Source organism: Streptomyces vulcanius (assembly GCF_042653945.1).
GTDB classification, from domain to species: domain Bacteria; phylum Actinomycetota; class Actinomycetes; order Streptomycetales; family Streptomycetaceae; genus Streptomyces; species Streptomyces mangrovi.
The window spans coordinates 1-19312 of record NZ_JBHSFK010000014.1; the positions used below are offsets into that span (position 1 = coordinate 1).

The following is a 19312-nucleotide window of genomic DNA, read 5'->3' on the forward strand; positions in this document are numbered from 1 at the left end:
GCCTGCGCCTCCCCACCTACCCCTTCCAACACCAGCACTACTGGCTGACACCGGGCCGCGACGAAGCAGCGACGGACATCGGCGCGGTGGGGCTCGACAGCAGCGAACACCCCCTGCTCGGCGCGATCGTGCGGCTCCCCGACTCGGACGGCGCGGTGTTCGTCAACCGGATCTCGGTCGGCACGCAGCCCTGGCTGGCGGACCACTCCGTCGCCGGGACCGTCCTGCTCCCCGGCACCGCGCTGCTCGAACTCGTCGTGCGCGCCGGTGACGAGCTGGGCGAGTCGGTGGTGTCGGAGCTGGTGGCCGAGGCCCCGCTGGTGCTGCCCGGGGCGGAAGCGGCGCAGTTGCGGGTGACCGTCGGGGAGCGGGACGAGGCGGGCCTGCGGTCCGTGTCGGTGCACTCCCGTGCGGCGGACGCGCTCGACGGCACGCCGTGGACGCGGCACGTGACCGGTTTCCTGGGAGGGAGCCGGCCGGCGCCCGCCGGGCTCGTCTCCTGGCCGCCGCCGGGGGCCGAGCCGGTTCCCGCCGAGGGCTTCTACGACGCGCAGCGTGCGGCCGGTTTCGAGTTCGGCCCGCTGTTCCGGGGGCTGCGCCGGGTCTGGGCGGGGCACGACGAGGTCTTCGCCGAGGTGGCGCTGCCCGAGGACGCCGAAGGTGTGTCCGGGTTCCTGCTGCACCCGGCGTTGCTCGACACCGCGCTGCACGCCGCCGCGTTCCTGCCCGGCCGTTCCGGGCCCGACGCACCGGCCAGGCTGCCGTTCGCCTGGAGCGGGGTGTCGGTGCACGCGGCGGGTGCGACCGCACTGCGGGTGCGTATCAGGCCGATCGGCGCCGACGACGTCACCGTCGACCTGACCGACGCCACGGGTGCCCCGGTCGCCACGATCGGCGCGCTATCGATGCTTCCGGCCGACCTGGACCGGCTGTCCGGCCGGGACACGACCGGCGAGCTGCTGCTGCGTACGGTGTGGGAGCCGCTCGCGGTGTCCGCGACCGCGCAGGAGCTGCCTGGTGCCGTACTGGACCTGACGGAAGGGGAGACGGCGGCCTGGCCGGTGGGCGCCGCCGCTCCACAGCGGGCGCGATCGCTGGTCTTCCGAGCGCTGGAGGGCATCCAGCGGCATCTCGCCGCCGGGGTGGCCGACGAGCCGCTGGTGGTGCTCACCCGCGCGGCACGGCGGGACCCGGCGATGGCGGCGGTGTGGGGGCTGGCCCGGGTGGCTCAGTCCGAGAACCCGGGGCAGGTCGTCCTGGCCGACGTCGACGAGGCACCCGAGTCCCGTCGGCTGCTGCCGGCCGCGCTCGCGACGGGCGAGCCGCAACTGGCGGTCCTCGGCGGGAGCGTGACCGTCCCGCGGCTGACCAGCCATGAGCCGGGCGACGCGGCGGCACGTCCCCTGGACCCCGAGGGCACCGTCCTCGTCACCGGCGGCACCGGCACGCTCGGCGCCCTGGTCGCGCGGCGGATGGTGGAGCGCCACGGCGTGCGGCGCCTGCTGCTGACGAGTCGTCGCGGAGAGGCCGCGCCGGGCGCGGCGGCCCTGGTCGAGCAGCTGACGGCGCTCGGCGCGTCGGTGACGGTGGCCGCCTGCGACATCGGCGACCCGGCCCAGGCCGAGCGCCTGGTGGCGGAGGTGCCGGCGGCGCATCCGCTGACCGCGGTGATCCACTCCGCGGCGGTCCTGGACGACGGCGTGTTCACCGCCCTCGACCCCGCGCGGGTCGACCGGGTGTTCGCACCCAAGGTCGACGGCGCGTGGAACCTGCATCTGCTGACCGAGCATCTCGACCTGGCGGCGTTCGTCCTGTTCTCCTCGGCGTCGGGCACGCTCGGTAACGCGGGGCAGGGCAACTACGCGGCCGGCAACGGGTTCCTGGACGGCCTCGCCGAGTACCGACGGCAGCGCGGTCTGCCCGCGCTGTCGCTGGCCTGGGGGCTGTGGGAGCAGGCGAGCGAGCTGACCGGCGCGCTGCTGGCCGGCGCCCAGGGACATCTCAAGCAGGAGGTGCTGGCGATGAGCGACGAGGAGGGTCTCGCCCTCTTCGACGCTGCCCTGACCGGCGCCGCCCCGGCCGGCGGCGACGCGGACCCCTCCGTACTGGTCCCCGTCAAGCTCAGTGCCACCGCGCTGCGGCGGGCCACGCACCTCCCGGCCGTACTGCGCGCCCTGGTGCCGCGGACCAGGCCGGCCGCGCGCCGGACGGACGCGGCAGGGAGCGCGGAGGCGGCGGACTCGCTCGTCGACCGGCTGCGGCCGTTGGCAGTGCCGGAGCGGCTCGCGAGGCTGGCGGAGACGGTCATCGCGCACACGGCCGCGACGCTGGGGCACGCCGGGACCGGTGCGATCGGCGCACGGCAGGCCTTCAAGGACCTCGGCTTCGACTCGCTCGCCGCCGTCGACCTGCGCAACCGGCTCGCCGCCGGTACCGGCCTGCGGCTCCCGGCGACCCTTGTGTTCGACCACCCCAGTCCCACCGCGCTCGCCGAGCATCTGCTGGACGAACTCGGCCTCGCCGAGGTCGACCGGGAGCCCGTCGCCGAGCGGGCGCTCGGGGAGCTGCGCGAGCTGATGGCCGTCCTCGGGGAGCGGCTGGCGGAGCCGGCGGACCGGGCGGCGGTGGCGGCGGGACTGCGCAGGCTCGCGGCCGAAGTGCACACCCCCGGACCGACCGCCGGTTCCTCCGGTCCTGCCGTCCCCGGCACGGCCGACCTGGAGTCGGCGACCGACGACGACATCCTCCGGTTGGCCGAGGCCGAACTGGACCTGTCCTGAGCCCCGATCACGCGTAAAGGACCCTCTCGTGGCCACTGATGAGCAACTTCGTGACTATCTGAAGCGGACCCTTGTCGAACTCAGGCAGGCCCGCACCCGGCTGGCGGAGACGGAGGCGCGGCGGCAGGAGCCGATCGCCGTCGTGGGCATGGCCTGCCGGCTGCCCGGCGGGGTCGCCTCTCCCGAGGGCCTCTGGCGGCTGGTGGACTCCGGCTCGGACGCCATCGGGACGTTGCCGGACGACCGCGGCTGGGACGTCGACGGTCTCTACCACCCCGATCCCGACCACCCCGGCACCAGCTACACCCGTGAGGGCGGCTTCCTCACGGACGCCGGCGGGTTCGACGCCGAGTTCTTCGGTATCTCGCCCCGCGAGGCGCTGTCCCTCAACCCGCAGCAGCGTCATCTGCTGGAGCTGTCCTGGGAGGCCGTCGAGCGGGCGGGCATCGACCCGACGGCCCTGCACGGCAGCCGGACCGGGGTGTTCACCGGCGTGATGTACCACGACTACGCCCCGCCGCTGCGGGAGGCGCCCCGCGATCTGGAGGGGTTACTGAGCATCGGCGACTCGGGCAGCGCGGCCTCCGGCCGGGTGTCGTACACGCTGGGCCTGGAAGGGCCGGCGGTCACCGTGGAGACGGCGTGCTCCTCCTCGCTGGTGGCGCTGCATCTTGCGGTGCGGGCGCTGCGCTCGGGCGAGTGCGATCTCGCGCTGGCCGGGGGTGCGGCCGTCATGGGCACGCCCGACGCGATGGTGCACTTCGCACGGCAGCGGGGGCTCGCCCCCGACGGCCGCAGCAAGGCCTTCGCTGCGGCGGCGGACGGCACGGGCTGGTCGGAGGGCGTCGCGGTGGTGCTGGTCGAGCGGCTGTCGGACGCCCGCCGCAAGGGCCACACCGTCCTCGCCACCGTGCGCGGCACGGCCGTCAACCAGGACGGCGCCTCCAACGGACTGACCGCCCCCAACGGCCCCTCCCAGCAGCGCGTCATCCGCCAGGCCCTCGCCGACGCCGGGCTCGACGCGCGGGACATCGATCTGGTGGAGGCGCACGGCACGGGCACGAAGCTCGGCGACCCGATCGAGGCGCAGGCCGTGATCAACACCTACGGGCGGGGCCGGGACACGGACCGGCCGCTGTGGCTGGGCTCGCTCAAGTCCAACATCGGCCACACCCAGGCCGCCGCCGGCGTCGCCGGGCTGATCAAGGCGATTCTCGCGATGCGGCACCGGACTCTGCCGCGCACCCTGCACGTCGACGCGCCCACCCCGCACGTCGACTGGTCCGCCGGCACCGTCCGCCTCCTCACCGAGGCCCGCCCCTGGGACAGCGCCGGCGGCCCCCGCCGCGCCGCGGTCTCCGCGTTCGGCGCGACGGGCACCAACGCCCATGTCGTCCTCGAAGAGGCGCCGGGAGAAGACGAATTGACGGGTGGTCAGGAAGAGCCGCCGCCCGCCGTCGTGCCCTGGGCGCTGTCCGCCAGGACACCGGCCGCGCTGGCCGAGACGGCGCGACGGCTCCACGACCACGTCACCGCCCACCCGGAGGACACCCCCGCGCAGATCGGCGGCGCCCTGCTGCGGCGGGCACGGCTGGACCACCGGGCCGTGGTCCTGGGCGCCGATCGCGCCGAACTCCTCGGCGGGCTGCGGGCGCTCGCCGAGGGCACACCGTCCGCCGATGCGGTGACCGGGCACACGGCGGCCGGCCGGCTGGCGTTCGCGTTCGCCGGGCAGGGCAGCCAGCGTCCGGGCATGGGCCGGGAACTGTACGGCCGGCTGCCCGCGTTCGCCGCGGCGTTCGACGAGGTCTGCGCGGAGCTGGACCGGCACCTGGACACCCCGCTGCGGGACGTCATGTTCGCGGAACCCGGCACCGTCGGCGCGGAGTTGCTCGACACCACCGCCTACACCCAGCCCGCGCTGTTCGCGTTGGAGGTGGCCCTCGCCCGCGTGCTGCGGGAGTGGGGCGTCCAGCCGGACCTGCTGGTCGGGCACTCCGTCGGGGAGATCGCCGCCGCGCACGTCGCCGGGGTGTTCTCGCTGCCGGACGCGGCGCTGCTGGTCGCCGCCCGGGGCCGGCTGATGCAGGCGCTGCCCGCGACCGGGGCGATGGTGGCCGTCGGCGCGTCCGAGGAGGCGGTGCTGCCGCTGCTGGCCGGGCTGGAGTCCGCCGTCGCGATCGCCGCGGTGAACGGCCCCGAGTCGGTGGTGCTCTCCGGCGACGAGGGGGCCGTACTCGAACTCGCCGAGCGGCTGCGTGCGCAGGGCCGGCGCACCAAGCGGCTCGTCGTCAGCCACGCGTTCCACTCGCCGCGCATCGACGCGATGCTCGACGAGTTCGGCCGGGTCGCGGCCCGGCTGGCGTACCACGCGCCCTCGACGCCGCTCGTCTCGGACGTCACCGGCGCCCTCGCCGAACCGACCGACCTGGCTTCACCGGGGTACTGGACCCGGCACGCCCGCGCCGCCGTACGGTTCGCCGACTCCGTACGCACGCTTCGGGACGAGGGCGTGACCACCGTGCTGGAGATCGGCTGCGGCGACACGCTCACCGCCCTCGTGCGGGAGACCGACGACGCGCTGGACGCCGTACCGGCTCTCGCGCGGCGGCGGCCCGAGACGCGGTCGTTGGCCGCCGCGGCCGCCCGGTTGCACACGCGGGGGCATGCCGTCGACTGGGCGGCCGTGTCCGGCGCGCTCCCGGCGGCCGGGGTGAGCACGCCGCTGCCGCCGTATCCCTTCGAGCACCGGCGATTCTGGCTGGAGCCGGTGCGCACGGCGGACCTGGACGCGCTCGGAGTCGGCTCGACCGGGCATCCGCTGCTGGGGGCGGCCGTCGAGGTCCCGGCGTCCGGGGGTGTGGTGTTCGCCGGGCGCCTGTCGCTGAAGGAGCAGCCGTGGCTGGCCGACCACGCCGTCGGCGGGGCGGTGCTGCTGTCCGGTACGGCGCTGGTGGACCTGGCGGTGCGGGCCGGGGACGAGGTCGGGGCCGGGTTGGTCGAGGAACTGGTGATCGAGGCGCCGTTGGTGCTGCCGGAGGAAGGGGGCGGGGTCCGGCTCCGGGTCGGCGTGGGCGAGGAGGGCGCCGACGGGCTGCGTCGGCTGACGGTCCACTCCCACGCGGACGGCGCGGCGCGGGACGAAGGCGGGGACGGGGACGGGGGCGGGGGCGGGTGGATCCTGCACGCCTCGGGCTTTCTGTCCACGGGCCGGCCGCCCGCCGGGGAACTGGGCGTCTGGCCGCCCGCCGGCGCCGAACCGGTGGCGTTGGACGGCTTCTACGACCGGCAGGAGGACAACGGTCTGGAACTGGGCCCGCTCTTCCGCGGGCTGCGGGCCGTATGGACGCGCGGCGACGAGGTGTTCGCCGAGGCCGAGCTGCCCGGCACGGACACCGAGGGCTTCGTCCTGCACCCGGCGCTGCTGGACGCGGCGCTCCAGGCGGCGGCACTGCATCCCGCCCGGGACGGCCAGAAACCGGAACTGCCCTTCGCCTGGCGGTCGGTCGCCGTGCACGCCACGGGCGCCACCGCCCTGCGGGTGCGCCTCGGCCGGACCGACACCGGCGCCCTGCGCCTCGACCTCGCCGACGGCACCGGCGCCCCCGTGGCGACGGTCGGCTCCCTGACGACGCGCCCGGTCCACACGGAACGGCTCGCCCCGCCCACGCGGCCCGGCGCGCCGCTGTTCCACCTGGACCGCACACCGCTGCCACTGCCCGAGGGCCCGGTCCCCGAGCCCGGCAAGGTGCTCGACCTCACCGCCGCCGACGACGGCACAGCCGTGCCGCGACGGGCCCGGGCACTCACCGCCGAGGCCCTGGACGCCGTACAGGCACATCTGCGCGCGCCCGGCGACGGGCCGCTGGTCGTGCTGACCCGGGAGGCCGAGACGGACCCGGCGACGGCCGCCGTGTGGGGTCTGGTGCGGGCCGCGCAGGTGGAGCACCCCGGCGAGTTCGTGCTGGTGGACACCGACGAGGAGTCCCGGCGCCGGTCGGCGGCGGCGGTGGCGAGCGGCGAGGCGCAGGTCTTCCTGCGGGCCGGCGCCGCGCTCGTCCCGCGTCTGACACGGGTCGCCTCCGCCGAGGACGGCCGACGCCCGCTCGATCCGGACGGCACCGTCCTGATCACCGGCGGCACCGGCGCCCTGGGCGCGCTGCTCGCCCGGCATCTGGTCGTCCGGCACGGCGTACGGCATCTGACGCTGACGAGCCGTCAGGGCCCGGCGGCGGCAGGCGCGGCCGAGCTGCGGGCGGAACTCACCGCGCTCGGCGCCACGGTGAACGTCGCCGCGTGCGACGTCGCCGACCGGACCGCTGTGGCGGCGCTGCTGGCGGCGGTCCCGGCGGAGTATCCGCTGACCGCGGTCGTCCACACCGCGGGCGTCCTCGACGACGCTGTGGTCGAGGCGCTGGACGCGGCACGGCTGGAGACGGTACTGGGGCCCAAGGCCGACGGCGCCTGGCATCTGCACGAGCTGACCCGGGACGCCGGCCTCACCGCGTTCGTGCTGTTCTCCTCGGCGGCCGGCACCCTCGGCGGCGCCGGCCAGGCCAACTACTCCGCCGCCAACGCCTTCCTCGACGCCCTCGCCGCCCACCGCCGCGCCACGGGCCTGCCCGCGGTCTCGCTGGCCTGGGGCCTGTGGGAGCACGCGAGCGGAATGACCCGAGGGGTGCGCAAGGGCCGCGGACGGTATGTGCTGCCACTGCCGACGGAACAGGCGCTCGGCCTGTTCGACCGGGCGCTGGACACCGAGGCCCCCGCCACCGTCGTACCGGCCGCCTTCGACCTGGCCGTACTGCGCCGGTCGGAGGACGTGCCCGCGGTGCTGCGGGCCCTGGTGCCGCGGTCCCGGCGCCGGGTGCGAGCGGAGGAGGCGGCCCCCGTCTCCCTCGCCGAGGAACTGCAGCGGCTGCCCGCGCCGCGGCGGTCGCACCGCCTGGGCGGCCTGGTGCGCGCGCTGGCCGCGGCGGCGCTGGGGCACGAGAGCGCCGAAGTGATCGATCCCGAGCGGCCGTTCAAGGATCTGGGGTTCGACTCGCTCTCGGCGGTCGACCTGCGTAACCGGATCGCCGCCGCGACGGGGGTGCGGCTGCCCGCGACGCTCGTCTTCGACCACCCGACCCCCGCCGCGGCGGCCCGGGAACTGCACGACCGGCTCTTTCCCCCCGTGGAGGACGAGGTGATCGACACCGCCCGCGAACAGCGGCTCCGCCGCGCCCTGGCGTCCGTGTCGCTACGACAGCTGCGCGACCTGGGCGTCCTGACGCCCCTGCTGGAACTCGCCGACACCGGCACCGACACGAACGCCGTCGTCGGCGGCGCGGCAGCCGAGGGACCGACGAGCGAGATCTCCTCGATGAGCGTGGCGAGCCTGATCGCCAAGGCCATGGGGGAGGGCGGCCGTTGACCGCCCCGGCTGCGGCCGGTCCGCACGAAGACGGAGAAGGACCGAACGGAGAGGACGGAGAGGACGAATGACCAAGGATGACAACGCCGTCGTCGAGGCCCTGCGCGCTTCCCTGCTGGAGAACGAGCGGCTGAAGAGGGAACTCGTGGCGGCCGCCGACAGCGCGCGCGAGCCGATCGCGATCGTCGACATGGCCTGCCGGCTGCCCGGCGGGGTGCGCTCCCCGGAGGATCTGTGGGCGCTCCTGACGGAGGGCCGCGACGCCGTCACCGGCTTCCCCGAGGACCGGGGCTGGGACGTGGCCGCGCTCTACGACCCCGACCCCGACGCCCGCGCCCACAGCTACACCCGTGAGGGCGGCTTCCTGCACGACGCCGGTGACTTCGACGCCCGCTTCTTCGGCATCTCGCCGCGCGAGGCCCTCTCGATGGACCCGCAGCAGCGGCTGTTCCTGGAGACGGCGTGGGAGGTGCTGGAACGCGCCGGCATCGACGCGGCCGGGCTGCGCGGCAGCCGTACCGGGGTGTTCACCGGGGTGATGTACCACGACTACGGCACGGGGCTCACCCACGTTCCCGAGGAACTGGAGGGCCTCCAGGGCGCCGGAGTGGCGGGCAGCCTCGTCTCCGGCCGGGTCTCCTACCACCTGGGGTTCGAGGGGCCGTCGGTGACGGTCGACACGGCCTGCTCCTCCTCCCTGGTGGCGCTGCACCTGGCCGCCCAGTCCCTGCGGTCGGGCGAGTGCGACCTGGCGCTCGCGGGCGGGGTGGCGGTGATGGCCACGCCGGGCACGTTCGTGGAGTTCTCGCGCCAGCGCGGGCTGTCGCCCGACGGCCGCTGCAAGGCGTTCGCCGCCTCCGCCGACGGCACCGGCTGGTCGGAGGGCATGTCCCTGCTCCTGCTGGAACGGCTCTCCGACGCCCGCCGCAACAACCATCACGTGCTGGCCACGATCCGGGGCAGCGCGGTGAACTCCGACGGCGCCTCCAACGGTCTGACCGCGCCCAACGGCCCCTCCCAGGAGCGGGTCATCCGGCAGGCGCTCTCCGCCGCCCGGCTCTCCCCGGCCGACGTCGACCTCGTCGAGGGCCACGGCACGGGCACGAAGCTCGGCGACCCGATCGAGGCGCAGGCCGTGATCAACACCTACGGGCGGGGCCGGGACACGGACCGGCCGCTGTGGCTGGGCTCGCTCAAGTCCAACATCGGCCACACCCAGGCCGCCGCCGGCGTCGCCGGGGTGATCAAGGCGGTCCTGGCCCTCCGGCACGGTGTGCTGCCGCGCACCCTCCACGTCGACGAACCCACCCCGCACGTGGACTGGTCGGCGGGCACGGTACGGCTCCTGGACGAGGCCCGCCCGTGGCCGGAGACGGGACGTCCGCGCCGGGCGGGCGTCTCGGCGTTCGGGGTGAGCGGGACGAACGCGCACGTGATCGTGGAACAGACGCGGGAGGAGCTGGAACAGACGCGGGAGGAGCCGGAGCAGGTCGCCTCCGGCGGGGGCGCGGCCGTCCCGTGGGTCCTGTCCGCCCGCACCCCGACCGCCCTCGCCAGGCAGGCGCGTCGGCTGGCCGCCCACGCCGAGGCGCACCCGGAACTGGACGCGGTGGCGCTGGGCCGGGCGCTCGCCACCACCAGGACCGCGATGGAGCACCGCGCGGTGCTGATCGGCGCCGGCCGTGACGAGTTGCTGGACGGGGCCCGTCGGCTCGCCGCGGGCGAACCGTCACCGCTGGTCGTGACCGGCCGGGTCACCGACGGCCAACTCGCCTTCCTCTTCTCTGGCCAGGGCAGCCAGCGCGTCGGCATGGGCCGCGAACTGCACGCCCGGCACCCGGAGTTCGCCGAGGCGTACGACGCGGTGTGCGCGGAGCTGGACGAACGGCTGCCACGCCCCCTGCGCGAGGTCGTCTTCGCGGACGCGGGTTCCGAGGACGCGCGGCTGCTGGAGCGCACCGAGTTCACCCAGCCCGCCCTGTTCGCCTTCGAGGTGGCGCTGTACCGGCTGCTGACCTCCTGGGGTGCCGAACCCGACCTGGTGGCCGGGCACTCGGTGGGCGAGATCGCCGCCGCGCACGTCGCCGGGGTGCTGTCGCTCGCCGACGCCGCCGCGCTGGTGTCGGCCCGGGCCGGACTCATGCAGTCCCTCACCGCCCCCGGCGCGATGGTCGCCGTACGCGCGGACGAGGAGGAGGTAGCCACGCTTCTGTCCGGCCACGAGCACGAGGTGAGCATCGCCGCCGTCAACGGCCCCTCGGCGGTGGTGATCTCGGGTGCGCGGGACAGGGTCCTGGAGATCGCCGGCGGGCTGCGGGCCAGTGGCCGCCGCACCAAGCGCCTACAGGTCTCGCACGCGTTCCACTCCCCGCTCATGGACCCGGTGCTGGAGGAGTTCGCGCGCGTGACACGCGGACTGTCGTACGGCGTGCCGCGCGTCCCGGTGGTCTCCAACGTCACCGGCCGCCCGGCCGAGGGCGACGACCTGGTGACCCCGGAGTACTGGGTACGGCATGTGCGGGCCACCGTCCGCTTCCGGGACACCCTGCGCACACTGCGGGCCGAAGGCGTGCGCACCTTCCTGGAGGTGGGCCCGGGCGACACGCTCGCCGCGATGGTCCACGAGAACGTCACCGGAGCCGTGGAGGCGGTCCCCTCCGTCCGCCGCGACCACGAGGAGTCCCGGTCGGTACGCGGCGCGCTGGCCGCGCTGCACGTCGGCGGCCGCTCCCTCACCGTGGCTCCGCACCCCCGCCATGTCCCCCTGCCCACCTACCCCTTCGAACGCAAGCGCTACTGGCTGGAGAGGACCGTCGTGCCGCAGCAGCAGAACACCACCACCCCCACCGAGACCGTGCCGGAGCCGGAGGAAGCAGAGAGGTCCCTGGTGGAACGGCTGGCCGAGCGCCCCGCCGAGGAGCGCCGCAAGGAACTGATCGCCCTCGTCGTCGGACTGGCCGCCACCGCGCTGAGCCACGAGAACACCGACGAGTTCGACGAGGACACCGGCTTCTTCGACCTCGGCTTCAGCTCCCTGACCGCGGTCGAGGTGCGCAACAGCATCAACCGGATCTGCGGCCTCGACACCAACCCGATGCTCCTGTTCGACCACCCCACACCGGGCATGCTCGCCGACCACCTGGCGGAACTGATGTTCACGCCCCAGGCCGGCTGACCCCCTCGACCCACCGAGACCACCCCTTCGAAAGGCGGACCGACCGATGTTCGACGTCGACACCTACCTGAAGCACCTCGGCCACACCGGAACCCTCGACCCCACCGCGGACAACCTCCGCGAGCTGCACAGGCGGCACATGATGACGGTCCCGTTCGACAACTCCCGCAACGCCGCCAAGGGGCTGGCGATCTGGGACGACGTCGACGCGGGACGGGACGTCTTCTTCCAGTCGCTGATCACCGAGGGCCGCGGCGGCATCTGCCACGAGCTCAGCGGCCTGTTCCGCGCGCTGCTCGACGAACTCGGTTACGACGTCACCGTCATCTCCTCCGGTGTACGGGGCGCGGGCGACCAGTTCGGGCCCGACCTGGAGCACATGCTGAGCCTGGTGCGCCTGGACGGCGAGGAGTGGCTGGTCGACGTGGGCTTCGCCGGCCCGTCGTTCACCGAGCCGGTACGGATCTCGGCGGACGTGCAGAGCCAGAACGGCTTCGACTACCGGGTCGTCACGGACGGCGCCCACCTGGTGCTGGAGCGCCGCCCCGCGGACGGCGAGTGGAAGGCGGTCTACCGCTTCACCCTCCAGGAGCGGGAGCTGTCCGAGTGGAAGGCGATCGCCAGCGGCGAGAACGACGACCCGTTCTGGCACTGGGCGGGCGAGATGATCCGCGCCGGCACGCTGATCTACGGCCGCGTGTACGAGACCGGCCAGCTGCTTCTGGTGGGCCGGCGGTACCTGCGGGCGGAGGACGGCAGGGACCAGGCACGGGTGCTGGCGAAGACCGACGAGTACGAGGCGGTCGTACGCCACGTACTGCGCCAGGACGTGTGAGGGGCCCGGGATGACGACCTCCGAGAGGCACCTGGACGCCGACGTCCTGGTGGTGGGAGACGGCCCGGTCGGCCAGACCCTGGCGATCATGCTGGCCCAGCGGGGCTGGTCGGTCACGGTCGTCGACCGCTGGCCGAACCCGTACACCATGTCACGGGCAGTCGCGTTCGACAGCGAGGCGGCCCGGGTCCTGGCGTCGTTGGGCCTGACCGGCTACATGGCGAACGAGACCGAGCCCTCGGGCCGGTACGTCTGGCAGAACGGCGAGGGCGAGGTCCTGCTGGACATCCAGGGCGAGCGGCGGGGCTGGTGCCACTGGCCCGACTCGACGTCGATGTACCAGCCGGGCCTGGAGAGCGCCCTGACCGCGCGCGGCGCGCACCTGCCGACGCTGCGGGTGCTGCGCGGCCACGAGGCGGTCGCCGCGGCGGACCTGGGCGACCATGTCGAGCTGACCTGCACCGACGCGTCCGGTGAACGGCGAACGCTGTCGGCCCGCTTCCTGATCGGCTGCGACGGGGCGAACAGCTTCGTCCGGGACCGCATCGGCACGGACATGCACGAGCTGAACTTCTCCCACGACTGGCTGATCTGCGACGTGGTCCTGCACGAAGAGCGGACCTTCGACCCGAACAACCTCCAGATCTGCGACCCGTCCCGCCCCCGCACGGAGGCCTCGGCGGGACCGGGTCACCGCCGCTGGGAGTTCATGCGCCTGGACGACGAGCCGGTGGAGCGGCTGAACACCCCGGAGCGCGCCTGGGAACTGCTCGATCTCTTCGGCGTCACCCGGTCCAACGCGACCCTTCTGCGCCACGCCGTCTACACGTTCCGCTCCCGCTGGGCGAAACGCTGGCGCTCCGGCCGCATGCTGATCGCCGGCGACGCGGCCCACGTCATGCCGCCGTTCGCGGGTCAGGGCATGTGCTCGGGCATCCGGGACGCGGCGAACCTCTCCTGGAAACTGGACCTGGTCCTGAGCGGCCGGGCGGACGGGACGCTCCTGGACACCTACGTCACGGAACGCGCCGCGCACGTCCGGCACGCCGTACGCATGTCGGTCGACCTCGGCAAGGTCATCTGCCAGCTGGACCCCGCGGCGGCGGCCGACCGGGACATGGCGATGCGGGCCGCCCGCGAACGCGGCGTGGGCCGGGGCGCACCGCGGGCCTCGGTCCATCCCCTGCGCGACGGGCTGCTGCACGGGGGCGCCGGCGCGCGCCTCACGGGCAGTCTCACCCCCCAGGGACGGGTACGCCGGGGCGAGGAGGCGGCCGGGCTCTTCGACGACGTGATCGGCGTCGGCTTCGTTCTCCTCACCTCCGAGGATCCGCGACCGCACCTGGACACGGACGCGCTGCGTGCCCTGGAGCGTCTGGACGTGCGGGTGGTGACGGTGGTCCCGGCGGACGCGGACGCCTCGGGCGAGGGCGTGGTGACGGACGTGGACGGCCTGTATCTGCCCTACCTCGCCGAAGCGGGCGCCACAGCGGTCCTGGTCCGCCCGGACTTCTATGTCTTCGGGCAGGCCGCGACGGCGACGGAGTGCTCGGCCCTGCTGGCCGAGCTGGGGCGGCGGTTGGGGGCGGAGGTGCCGGTGGGCTGAGCGCAGGAGGGGCATCCGGCAGGGGGCGGAGCGGTCGTCGGGACGCGCCGGCGAGAACGGGTCCGACGCCGATTGATTCCGTCCGCCCCCTTATTCACCGAACCGCCCACTTACTTTTCACGTACCTCTGTACGATCACCGCACGCAAGGCGGGGTGCCGAGGCGGAGGGGACGTGGATGGACGACGACGCAGGCAGACGCGGGAGTTGGCGGCTGAGGACCGTCATGTCGGTTGCCACGGCAGCCATGTTGCTCGGCGGCTGCGGTGCCGGGGACGAGAAGGCGGACCAGCCCGGCCCCTCGGCATCCGGCGGATCCGCGACTCCGACCGCGTCGGGTTCTCCCTCGCTTCCCGCGTCTCCCTCCTCTCCGGCGTCTCCGTCCGCGGGTGGTGACGCGTCGACGCTGACGCCGTTCCAGGCGGACCCCGCCCAGGTGCCCCGGACGAAGGGGCAGGCCGAGAAGCTGGCGGCGGCGGTCGCGCTGCGACCGGCGGCGTGGGGCGCGGGTTTCCGAGCCCAGCAGCCGGCCGCGAGTACCCCCGGCACCGTCGCCGTGCTCGACGAACAGTGCCGGTGGGAGCGCCGGACTCTCCCCAAGGGTGTCCTGGCCTCGCTGTCCCGCTACAGCGAGATTCCCGGCTCCGGCGCCAAGGGCGAGATCAAGGTGACCGCGGCGGTCACCGTGCACGCCACCGTGCTCGACGCCGACGAGCGGTTGGCCACCACGCTGGAGGAGCCGTTGCGCTGCCGGGAGCAGCAGGTCCGTACCGATGAACGGATATCCGGACTCATGTCGACCGGCACTCCCTATGGCCAGGGCAACAACACCTATGCCGACGACCAGGTAGTGGAAATAGGTTCCTATCTCACCGGCGACAGCCAGCAGACATACCGCTGGTACGTCACCCGGCTCGGCACGGTGACCGTGGCGGTATCGGTGAAGGGCGCAAAGGGCTACTCGGACGACGAGTTGGGCCAGTACGCGTCGCACGCCACCACCACGATGCTCAGCCGCGTGGAGTTCGAGCTCGGAGGGCAGAGCTGATGGAGCCGCTGCGTTCGTCCGATCCCGCGCGTATCGCGGACCATCGCCTGCTCGGGCGGCTCGGCGCCGGAGGCATGGGCGTGGTGTACCTGGCCCGTACGCCGGGCGGCGCCCTGGTGGCGCTGAAGGTGCTGCTCGCCGAGTACGCCGAGGAGCCGGGCTTCAAGGAGCGGTTCCGCCGCGAGGTCGAGGTCGCCCGGCGGGTCGACAGCCCCTGGGTGGTGCCGCTGGTGGATGCCGACGCGGACGCCGAGGCACCGTGGCTGGCGACGGCGTTCGTACCCGGCCCGTCGCTGGGCGAGGCGGTGGCGGCGTACGGGCCCCTGACGGAGCACGGGCTGCGGCTGCTCGGCTCCCGGCTGGCCGAGGCGCTGGGCGAGGTGCACCGGGCCGGGCTGGTCCACCGGGATCTGAAACCGGGCAACGTGCTGATCGCCCACGACGGGCCGCGGCTCATCGACTTCGGCATAGCCCGGGCACCGGAGGACACGGCGCTCACGGCGACCGGGATGGTGGTCGGTACTCCCGGCTATCTGTCGCCCGAGCAGGCCGAGGGGCGCGGTGCGGACGGCGGCATCGGGCCGGCGAGCGACGTGTTCTCCCTCGGGTGTGTCCTGGCGTTCGCGGCGACCGGCCGGGCGCCGTTCGGCAGCGGAGCGGTCGACGCCCTGCTGTACCGGGCCGTGCACGATCCGGCGGACCTCGACGGGGTGCCGGCCGAGCTGCTGGAGGTAGTGGGCCGCTGTCTGGAGAAGGATCCGGCCCGGCGGCCGGACGCCAGGGAATTGGTAAGGGAGTTGGCCGCCGACGGCGCTCCGCAGGACGAGGAGGCGTCCGAGTGGCTGCCCGAGCCGGTCACCCGGCTGATCGCCGAGCGATCGGCCGCCGCGCTCGCGCTGCCGGACATCGAGCACACACTGGCGCCGTCCGACGCGCCGCCTGATTCCGGGCCGGCGGAGCCCGACACGCGCGAGACGTCCGGGTCGCCGGAGCCGCAGGACGCCCGCCCGGCCGGCCGACGCCGTTTCCTGCTGCTCGCCGGTGGGGCCGTCGCGCTGGCGGCGGGCGCGGGCGGGACCTGGTGGGCGGTCGCCCGGGACAACGACTCGGGAGACGACAGCCCTGCCGGCGCCGCGTCTTCGGGGCGCCCGGTGCACACCGTCGCGCTGCACGGTGACCTCAGCGGCGCGCAGCAGGAGACGGGCAAGGCCCAGGAGCGCGGACTGCGGCTGGCCGTCGCGGAGTTCAACGCGCGCGACGACGCCCCGTTCACCGTGAAGGTCAGGGCGGTCGACGACGGTGGCGATCCGGCGACCTCGGCCCGGCTCGCCGCGGAACTCGCGGACGATCCGGCGGTCCTCGCCGTGGTCGGCCCGACCACCGACGCCACGGCGCAGACGGCGCTCGCGAAGTACGACGCCGGGCTGCTGCCGGTCGTCGCGGTGTCACCCGGCTCGATCGTCCTCTCCCTCCTGGGGTTCCGCTCGTTCCTGCACGCACGGCTGCCCGACTCGGTGCTTCCCGTCTACGTCAGCAACTACCTGCGCGGCACCGCGCGTTCGCGCAAGGTCGGCATCGTCGTCGACCGCCCGGCCGGCAACTACGGTACGGATCTCGGCACTTCCCTCAGCAACGCGCTCGGCAACGTGCGGCAGCCGTTGGTGCCGGAAGTGGTCAGCGCGATGCGCCGCGACTTCGGCAGCGCGGTGGACGCGATGCTCTCCGCCGGCGCCGACTCCGTGTTCTTCGCCGGTCTGCCCGACCGGGGGGCGTTGATCGCCGAAACGTTGCGGGGACGTGCCTTCAAGGGTGCGCGGGTCTCAGGACCGGCGCTGCTCGACGGGCGGTTCCTGACGGATGCTCAGGAGGCGGCCGAGGGCTGGGTGATGGTGGCTCCGGTCATCGACGCGACCCGCAAGCCCGAGGCGAAGAAGTTCGCCGCCGCCTACCGCGAGCGCTTCGAGGAGGCGCCGCCACGGTACGCGGCGGAGGCCTACGACGTGACCGGGATGCTGCTGAAAGCCCTGGCGGGGCTGCCGGCGAAGGACCGCACCCGGGAGAAACTGCTCGCGGCCGTGCGGGCGGCGAAGTACGAGGGCATCACGAAGCCGTTCGCCTTCGAGGACACCGGCCAGATCGTCATCGACGGCACCGGCGGCTTCCTCTGGCAGGTCGAGCGGGGCGACTTCGTGTACGGCGGCCCCGCGCCGCTCACCGTCTGATGGAGCCCCTGCGGTCCGGCGATCCGTCCCGGCTCGGCCGCTACCGCCTGCTGCGGCGGCTGGGTGCCGGCGGCATGGGGGTGGTCTTCCTGGCCCGGGCGCCCGGCGGAGCGATCGCCGCGGTGAAGGTCGTGCGGTCCACGTACGCCGAGGAGACGGGCTTCCGGGCCCGTTTCCGCCGTGAGATCGCAGCCGCCCGGCAGGTGGACAGCCCCTGGGTGGTCCCGTTGCTGGACGCGGACGCCGACGCGGAGACACCGTGGCTGGCGACCTCGTACGTACCGGGACCCTCGCTCGCCGAGACGGTGGACACCTTCGGGCCGCTGTCGCTCGCTTCCGTGCGGGTGCTGGGCCTGCGGCTCGCGGAGGCGCTCGAGGCGGTGCACGGGGCCGGTCTCGTACACCGCGACGTGAAGCCGGGGAACGTCCTGCTGGCCCCGGACGGGCCACGGCTCATCGACTTCGGTATCGCCCGCGCGCCGGAGGCCACCGCGCTCACCTCCAGCGGCGTGATCGTCGGCTCGCCCGGCTTCCTGTCGCCCGAGCAGGCGCGGGCGCGGGGCGGGGAGATCGGACCGCCCAGCGATGTGTTCTCGCTGGGGTGCGTGCTGGCGTTCGCCGCGACCGGCGTACGGCCGTTCGGCGGCGGCTCGGCCGCCGGCATGCTGCTGCGCACCGTCTACGACGAACCGGATCCGACGGCGTTCCCGGCCGACCTGACGCCCCTGGTGAGAGCCTGCCTGCACAAGGAACCGTCCGGCCGGCCCGGCCTCGCCCGGCTCCGTGAGGCGCTCGCGGAAGGAACGGAGACCGACTCCGCCGAGCGGTCGGACTGGCTGCCCGCGCCGGTCACCCGGCTGATCAACGACCGGGCCGCCGCCGTGCTCACCATCGGCACGATCGAGCCGACCCAGGTGTCCGCGTCCGCGTCGGCGAGCGCGGTGTCACCGGAGGCGGCGACCCTGACGGCCGTCACGGCGACCCGGCCCGCCGCCCCAAGTGTCGGGCGCCGGAGCGTTCTGCGCCTCGGCTCGGCGGTCGCGGGGGTCCTGGCGGCGGGCGGTGGCGGCGCCTGGTGGTGGAGCACCCGTCCGAGGACGGTGACGGCCGCCCCTCCGTCCGAAGGGAGCCCGCGTCCCGAACTGGTCGTGGCGTTCCACGGCGATCTGACCGGAGCCCGGAAGGAGAGCGGGAACGCCCAGCTCAAAGGGGCCCGGCTGGCCGTCGAGCAGATCAACGCCAAGGGCGGCTACCCCTTCCGGCTGAAGCTGCCCGCGTACGACGACGGCGGCGACCCGAAACGGGCCGGCGAGCTGGCCGGCCGGCTGGTGAAGGACGCCGGTGTACGCGCCGTGCTGGGACCCACCACCGATGCCTGCTTCCTCGCGACCGAGGTCACGTACACCAAGGCGGTGATGCCCGTCGTGTCCGTCTCGGTGGGCACCGACACCACGAGCACGACGATCGGCACGAACGTCTTCCACTCGCACGCGGCGCTCCGGGTCACGGACAGTCTCCTCGCCGCCCCCTGCGTCCGCTATCTCAGCAACCATGTCGACGCCCGGCAGGCGTTCCTCGTGGACGACCGGGCGCAGGGCGACTTCGCCTGGACCCTGTGCGACCAGACCGAGCGGGCGCTGCGGCAGGCCGGCCGGGACGCCACGGTGGCCAGGGTCGCCGCCGGGAAGATCGACTACGCGTCGCTCGCCGGCCGGGTGGTGTCCGCCCGCGCGGACGCGGTCGTGTTCACCGGCGACGCGGCACGGGCCGCCGGACTCGCGTCGGCACTGAGCACCGCCCGGTTCACCGGAACCCGGATGGCGACGGAACGAGCCCTCGACCCGCGGTTCCTCGCATCCGCCGGAACCGCCGCGAACGGCTGGGTCTTCGCCACCTCCTTCACCGACCCGACGGCCCGCCCTTCCGCCCGCGCCTTCACCACGGCCTACCGTGCCCGCTTCGGCACCGACCCCGGCTGGTACGCGGCGGAGGCCTACGACGCCGTGATGTTCCTGGCGGCGGCCTGCGCCAAGGACGGCTCGGCGGTGACGGAGCGGGGTGCCATCGCCCGCCGGATGCCCGAGATCACGTACTCCGGCATCACCCGGACCGTCAAGTACGAGAAGGGGTACGGCTACAACCACGACGCGATGTTCGAGTTCCAGGTCACGGACGGCGCCTTCCGGTACCTGGGGCAGTACCAGGAGGCGGCGGTGTCCTGAGCGGGGACC

The 19312-nt window shown here is 74.3% G+C and carries 5 protein-coding genes and 3 pseudogenes; all 8 read left to right on the forward strand.

Annotated features, from left to right (window positions below):
• Positions 1 to 155: 155 nt before the first annotated feature.
• Positions 156 to 1892 (forward strand): annotated as a pseudogene (locus tag ACFPIH_RS56460) (SDR family NAD(P)-dependent oxidoreductase); the annotation flags it as partial.
• Between the two features lie 486 nt (positions 1893 to 2378).
• A pseudogene (locus ACFPIH_RS21930) lies at positions 2379 to 8196 on the forward strand (SDR family NAD(P)-dependent oxidoreductase); the annotation flags it as partial.
• A gap of 106 nt (positions 8197 to 8302) precedes the next feature.
• Positions 8303 to 11371 (forward strand): annotated as a pseudogene (locus ACFPIH_RS21935) (type I polyketide synthase); the annotation flags it as partial.
• Between the two features lie 46 nt (positions 11372 to 11417).
• Positions 11418 to 12206, forward strand: coding sequence for an arylamine N-acetyltransferase family protein (locus tag ACFPIH_RS21940; RefSeq protein WP_381164550.1), 789 nt, complete (start codon positions 11418 to 11420; stop codon positions 12204 to 12206).
• Positions 12207 to 12216: 10 nt separating this feature from the next.
• On the forward strand, positions 12217 to 13812 hold the full coding sequence (gene mhpA / locus ACFPIH_RS21945; RefSeq protein WP_381164546.1) for a bifunctional 3-(3-hydroxy-phenyl)propionate/3-hydroxycinnamic acid hydroxylase MhpA: 1596 nt from the start codon (positions 12217 to 12219) through the stop codon (positions 13810 to 13812).
• Between the two features lie 177 nt (positions 13813 to 13989).
• Positions 13990 to 14859 (forward strand): hypothetical protein, encoded by an 870-nt coding sequence (locus tag ACFPIH_RS21950; RefSeq protein WP_381164543.1) that lies wholly within the window; start codon positions 13990 to 13992, stop codon positions 14857 to 14859.
• Positions 14859 to 17081 (forward strand): bifunctional serine/threonine-protein kinase/ABC transporter substrate-binding protein, encoded by a 2223-nt coding sequence (locus tag ACFPIH_RS21955; RefSeq protein WP_381164540.1) that lies wholly within the window; start codon positions 14859 to 14861, stop codon positions 17079 to 17081. The genes ACFPIH_RS21950 and ACFPIH_RS21955 overlap by 1 nt, the downstream gene beginning before the upstream one ends.
• Positions 17081 to 19303, forward strand: a complete 2223-nt coding sequence (locus ACFPIH_RS21960) for a bifunctional serine/threonine-protein kinase/ABC transporter substrate-binding protein (RefSeq protein ID WP_381164537.1) — start codon at positions 17081 to 17083, stop codon at positions 19301 to 19303. Before ACFPIH_RS21955 ends, ACFPIH_RS21960 begins: the two co-directional genes overlap by 1 nt.
• Positions 19304 to 19312: the final 9 nt, after the last annotated feature.

What these genes read in the sequence shown, in the direction of transcription:
- ACFPIH_RS21960 (WP_381164537.1), top strand. Translation starts at nt 17,081, where the DNA reads ATGGAGCCCCTGCGGTCCGGCGATCCGTCCCGGCTCGGCCGCTACCGC.
- ACFPIH_RS21955 (WP_381164540.1), top strand. Translation starts at nt 14,859, where the DNA reads ATGGAGCCGCTGCGTTCGTCCGATCCCGCGCGTATCGCGGACCATCGC.
- ACFPIH_RS21940 (WP_381164550.1), top strand. Translation starts at nt 11,418, where the DNA reads ATGTTCGACGTCGACACCTACCTGAAGCACCTCGGCCACACCGGAACC.
- ACFPIH_RS21950 (WP_381164543.1), top strand. Translation starts at nt 13,990, where the DNA reads ATGGACGACGACGCAGGCAGACGCGGGAGTTGGCGGCTGAGGACCGTC.
- mhpA (WP_381164546.1), top strand. Translation starts at nt 12,217, where the DNA reads ATGACGACCTCCGAGAGGCACCTGGACGCCGACGTCCTGGTGGTGGGA.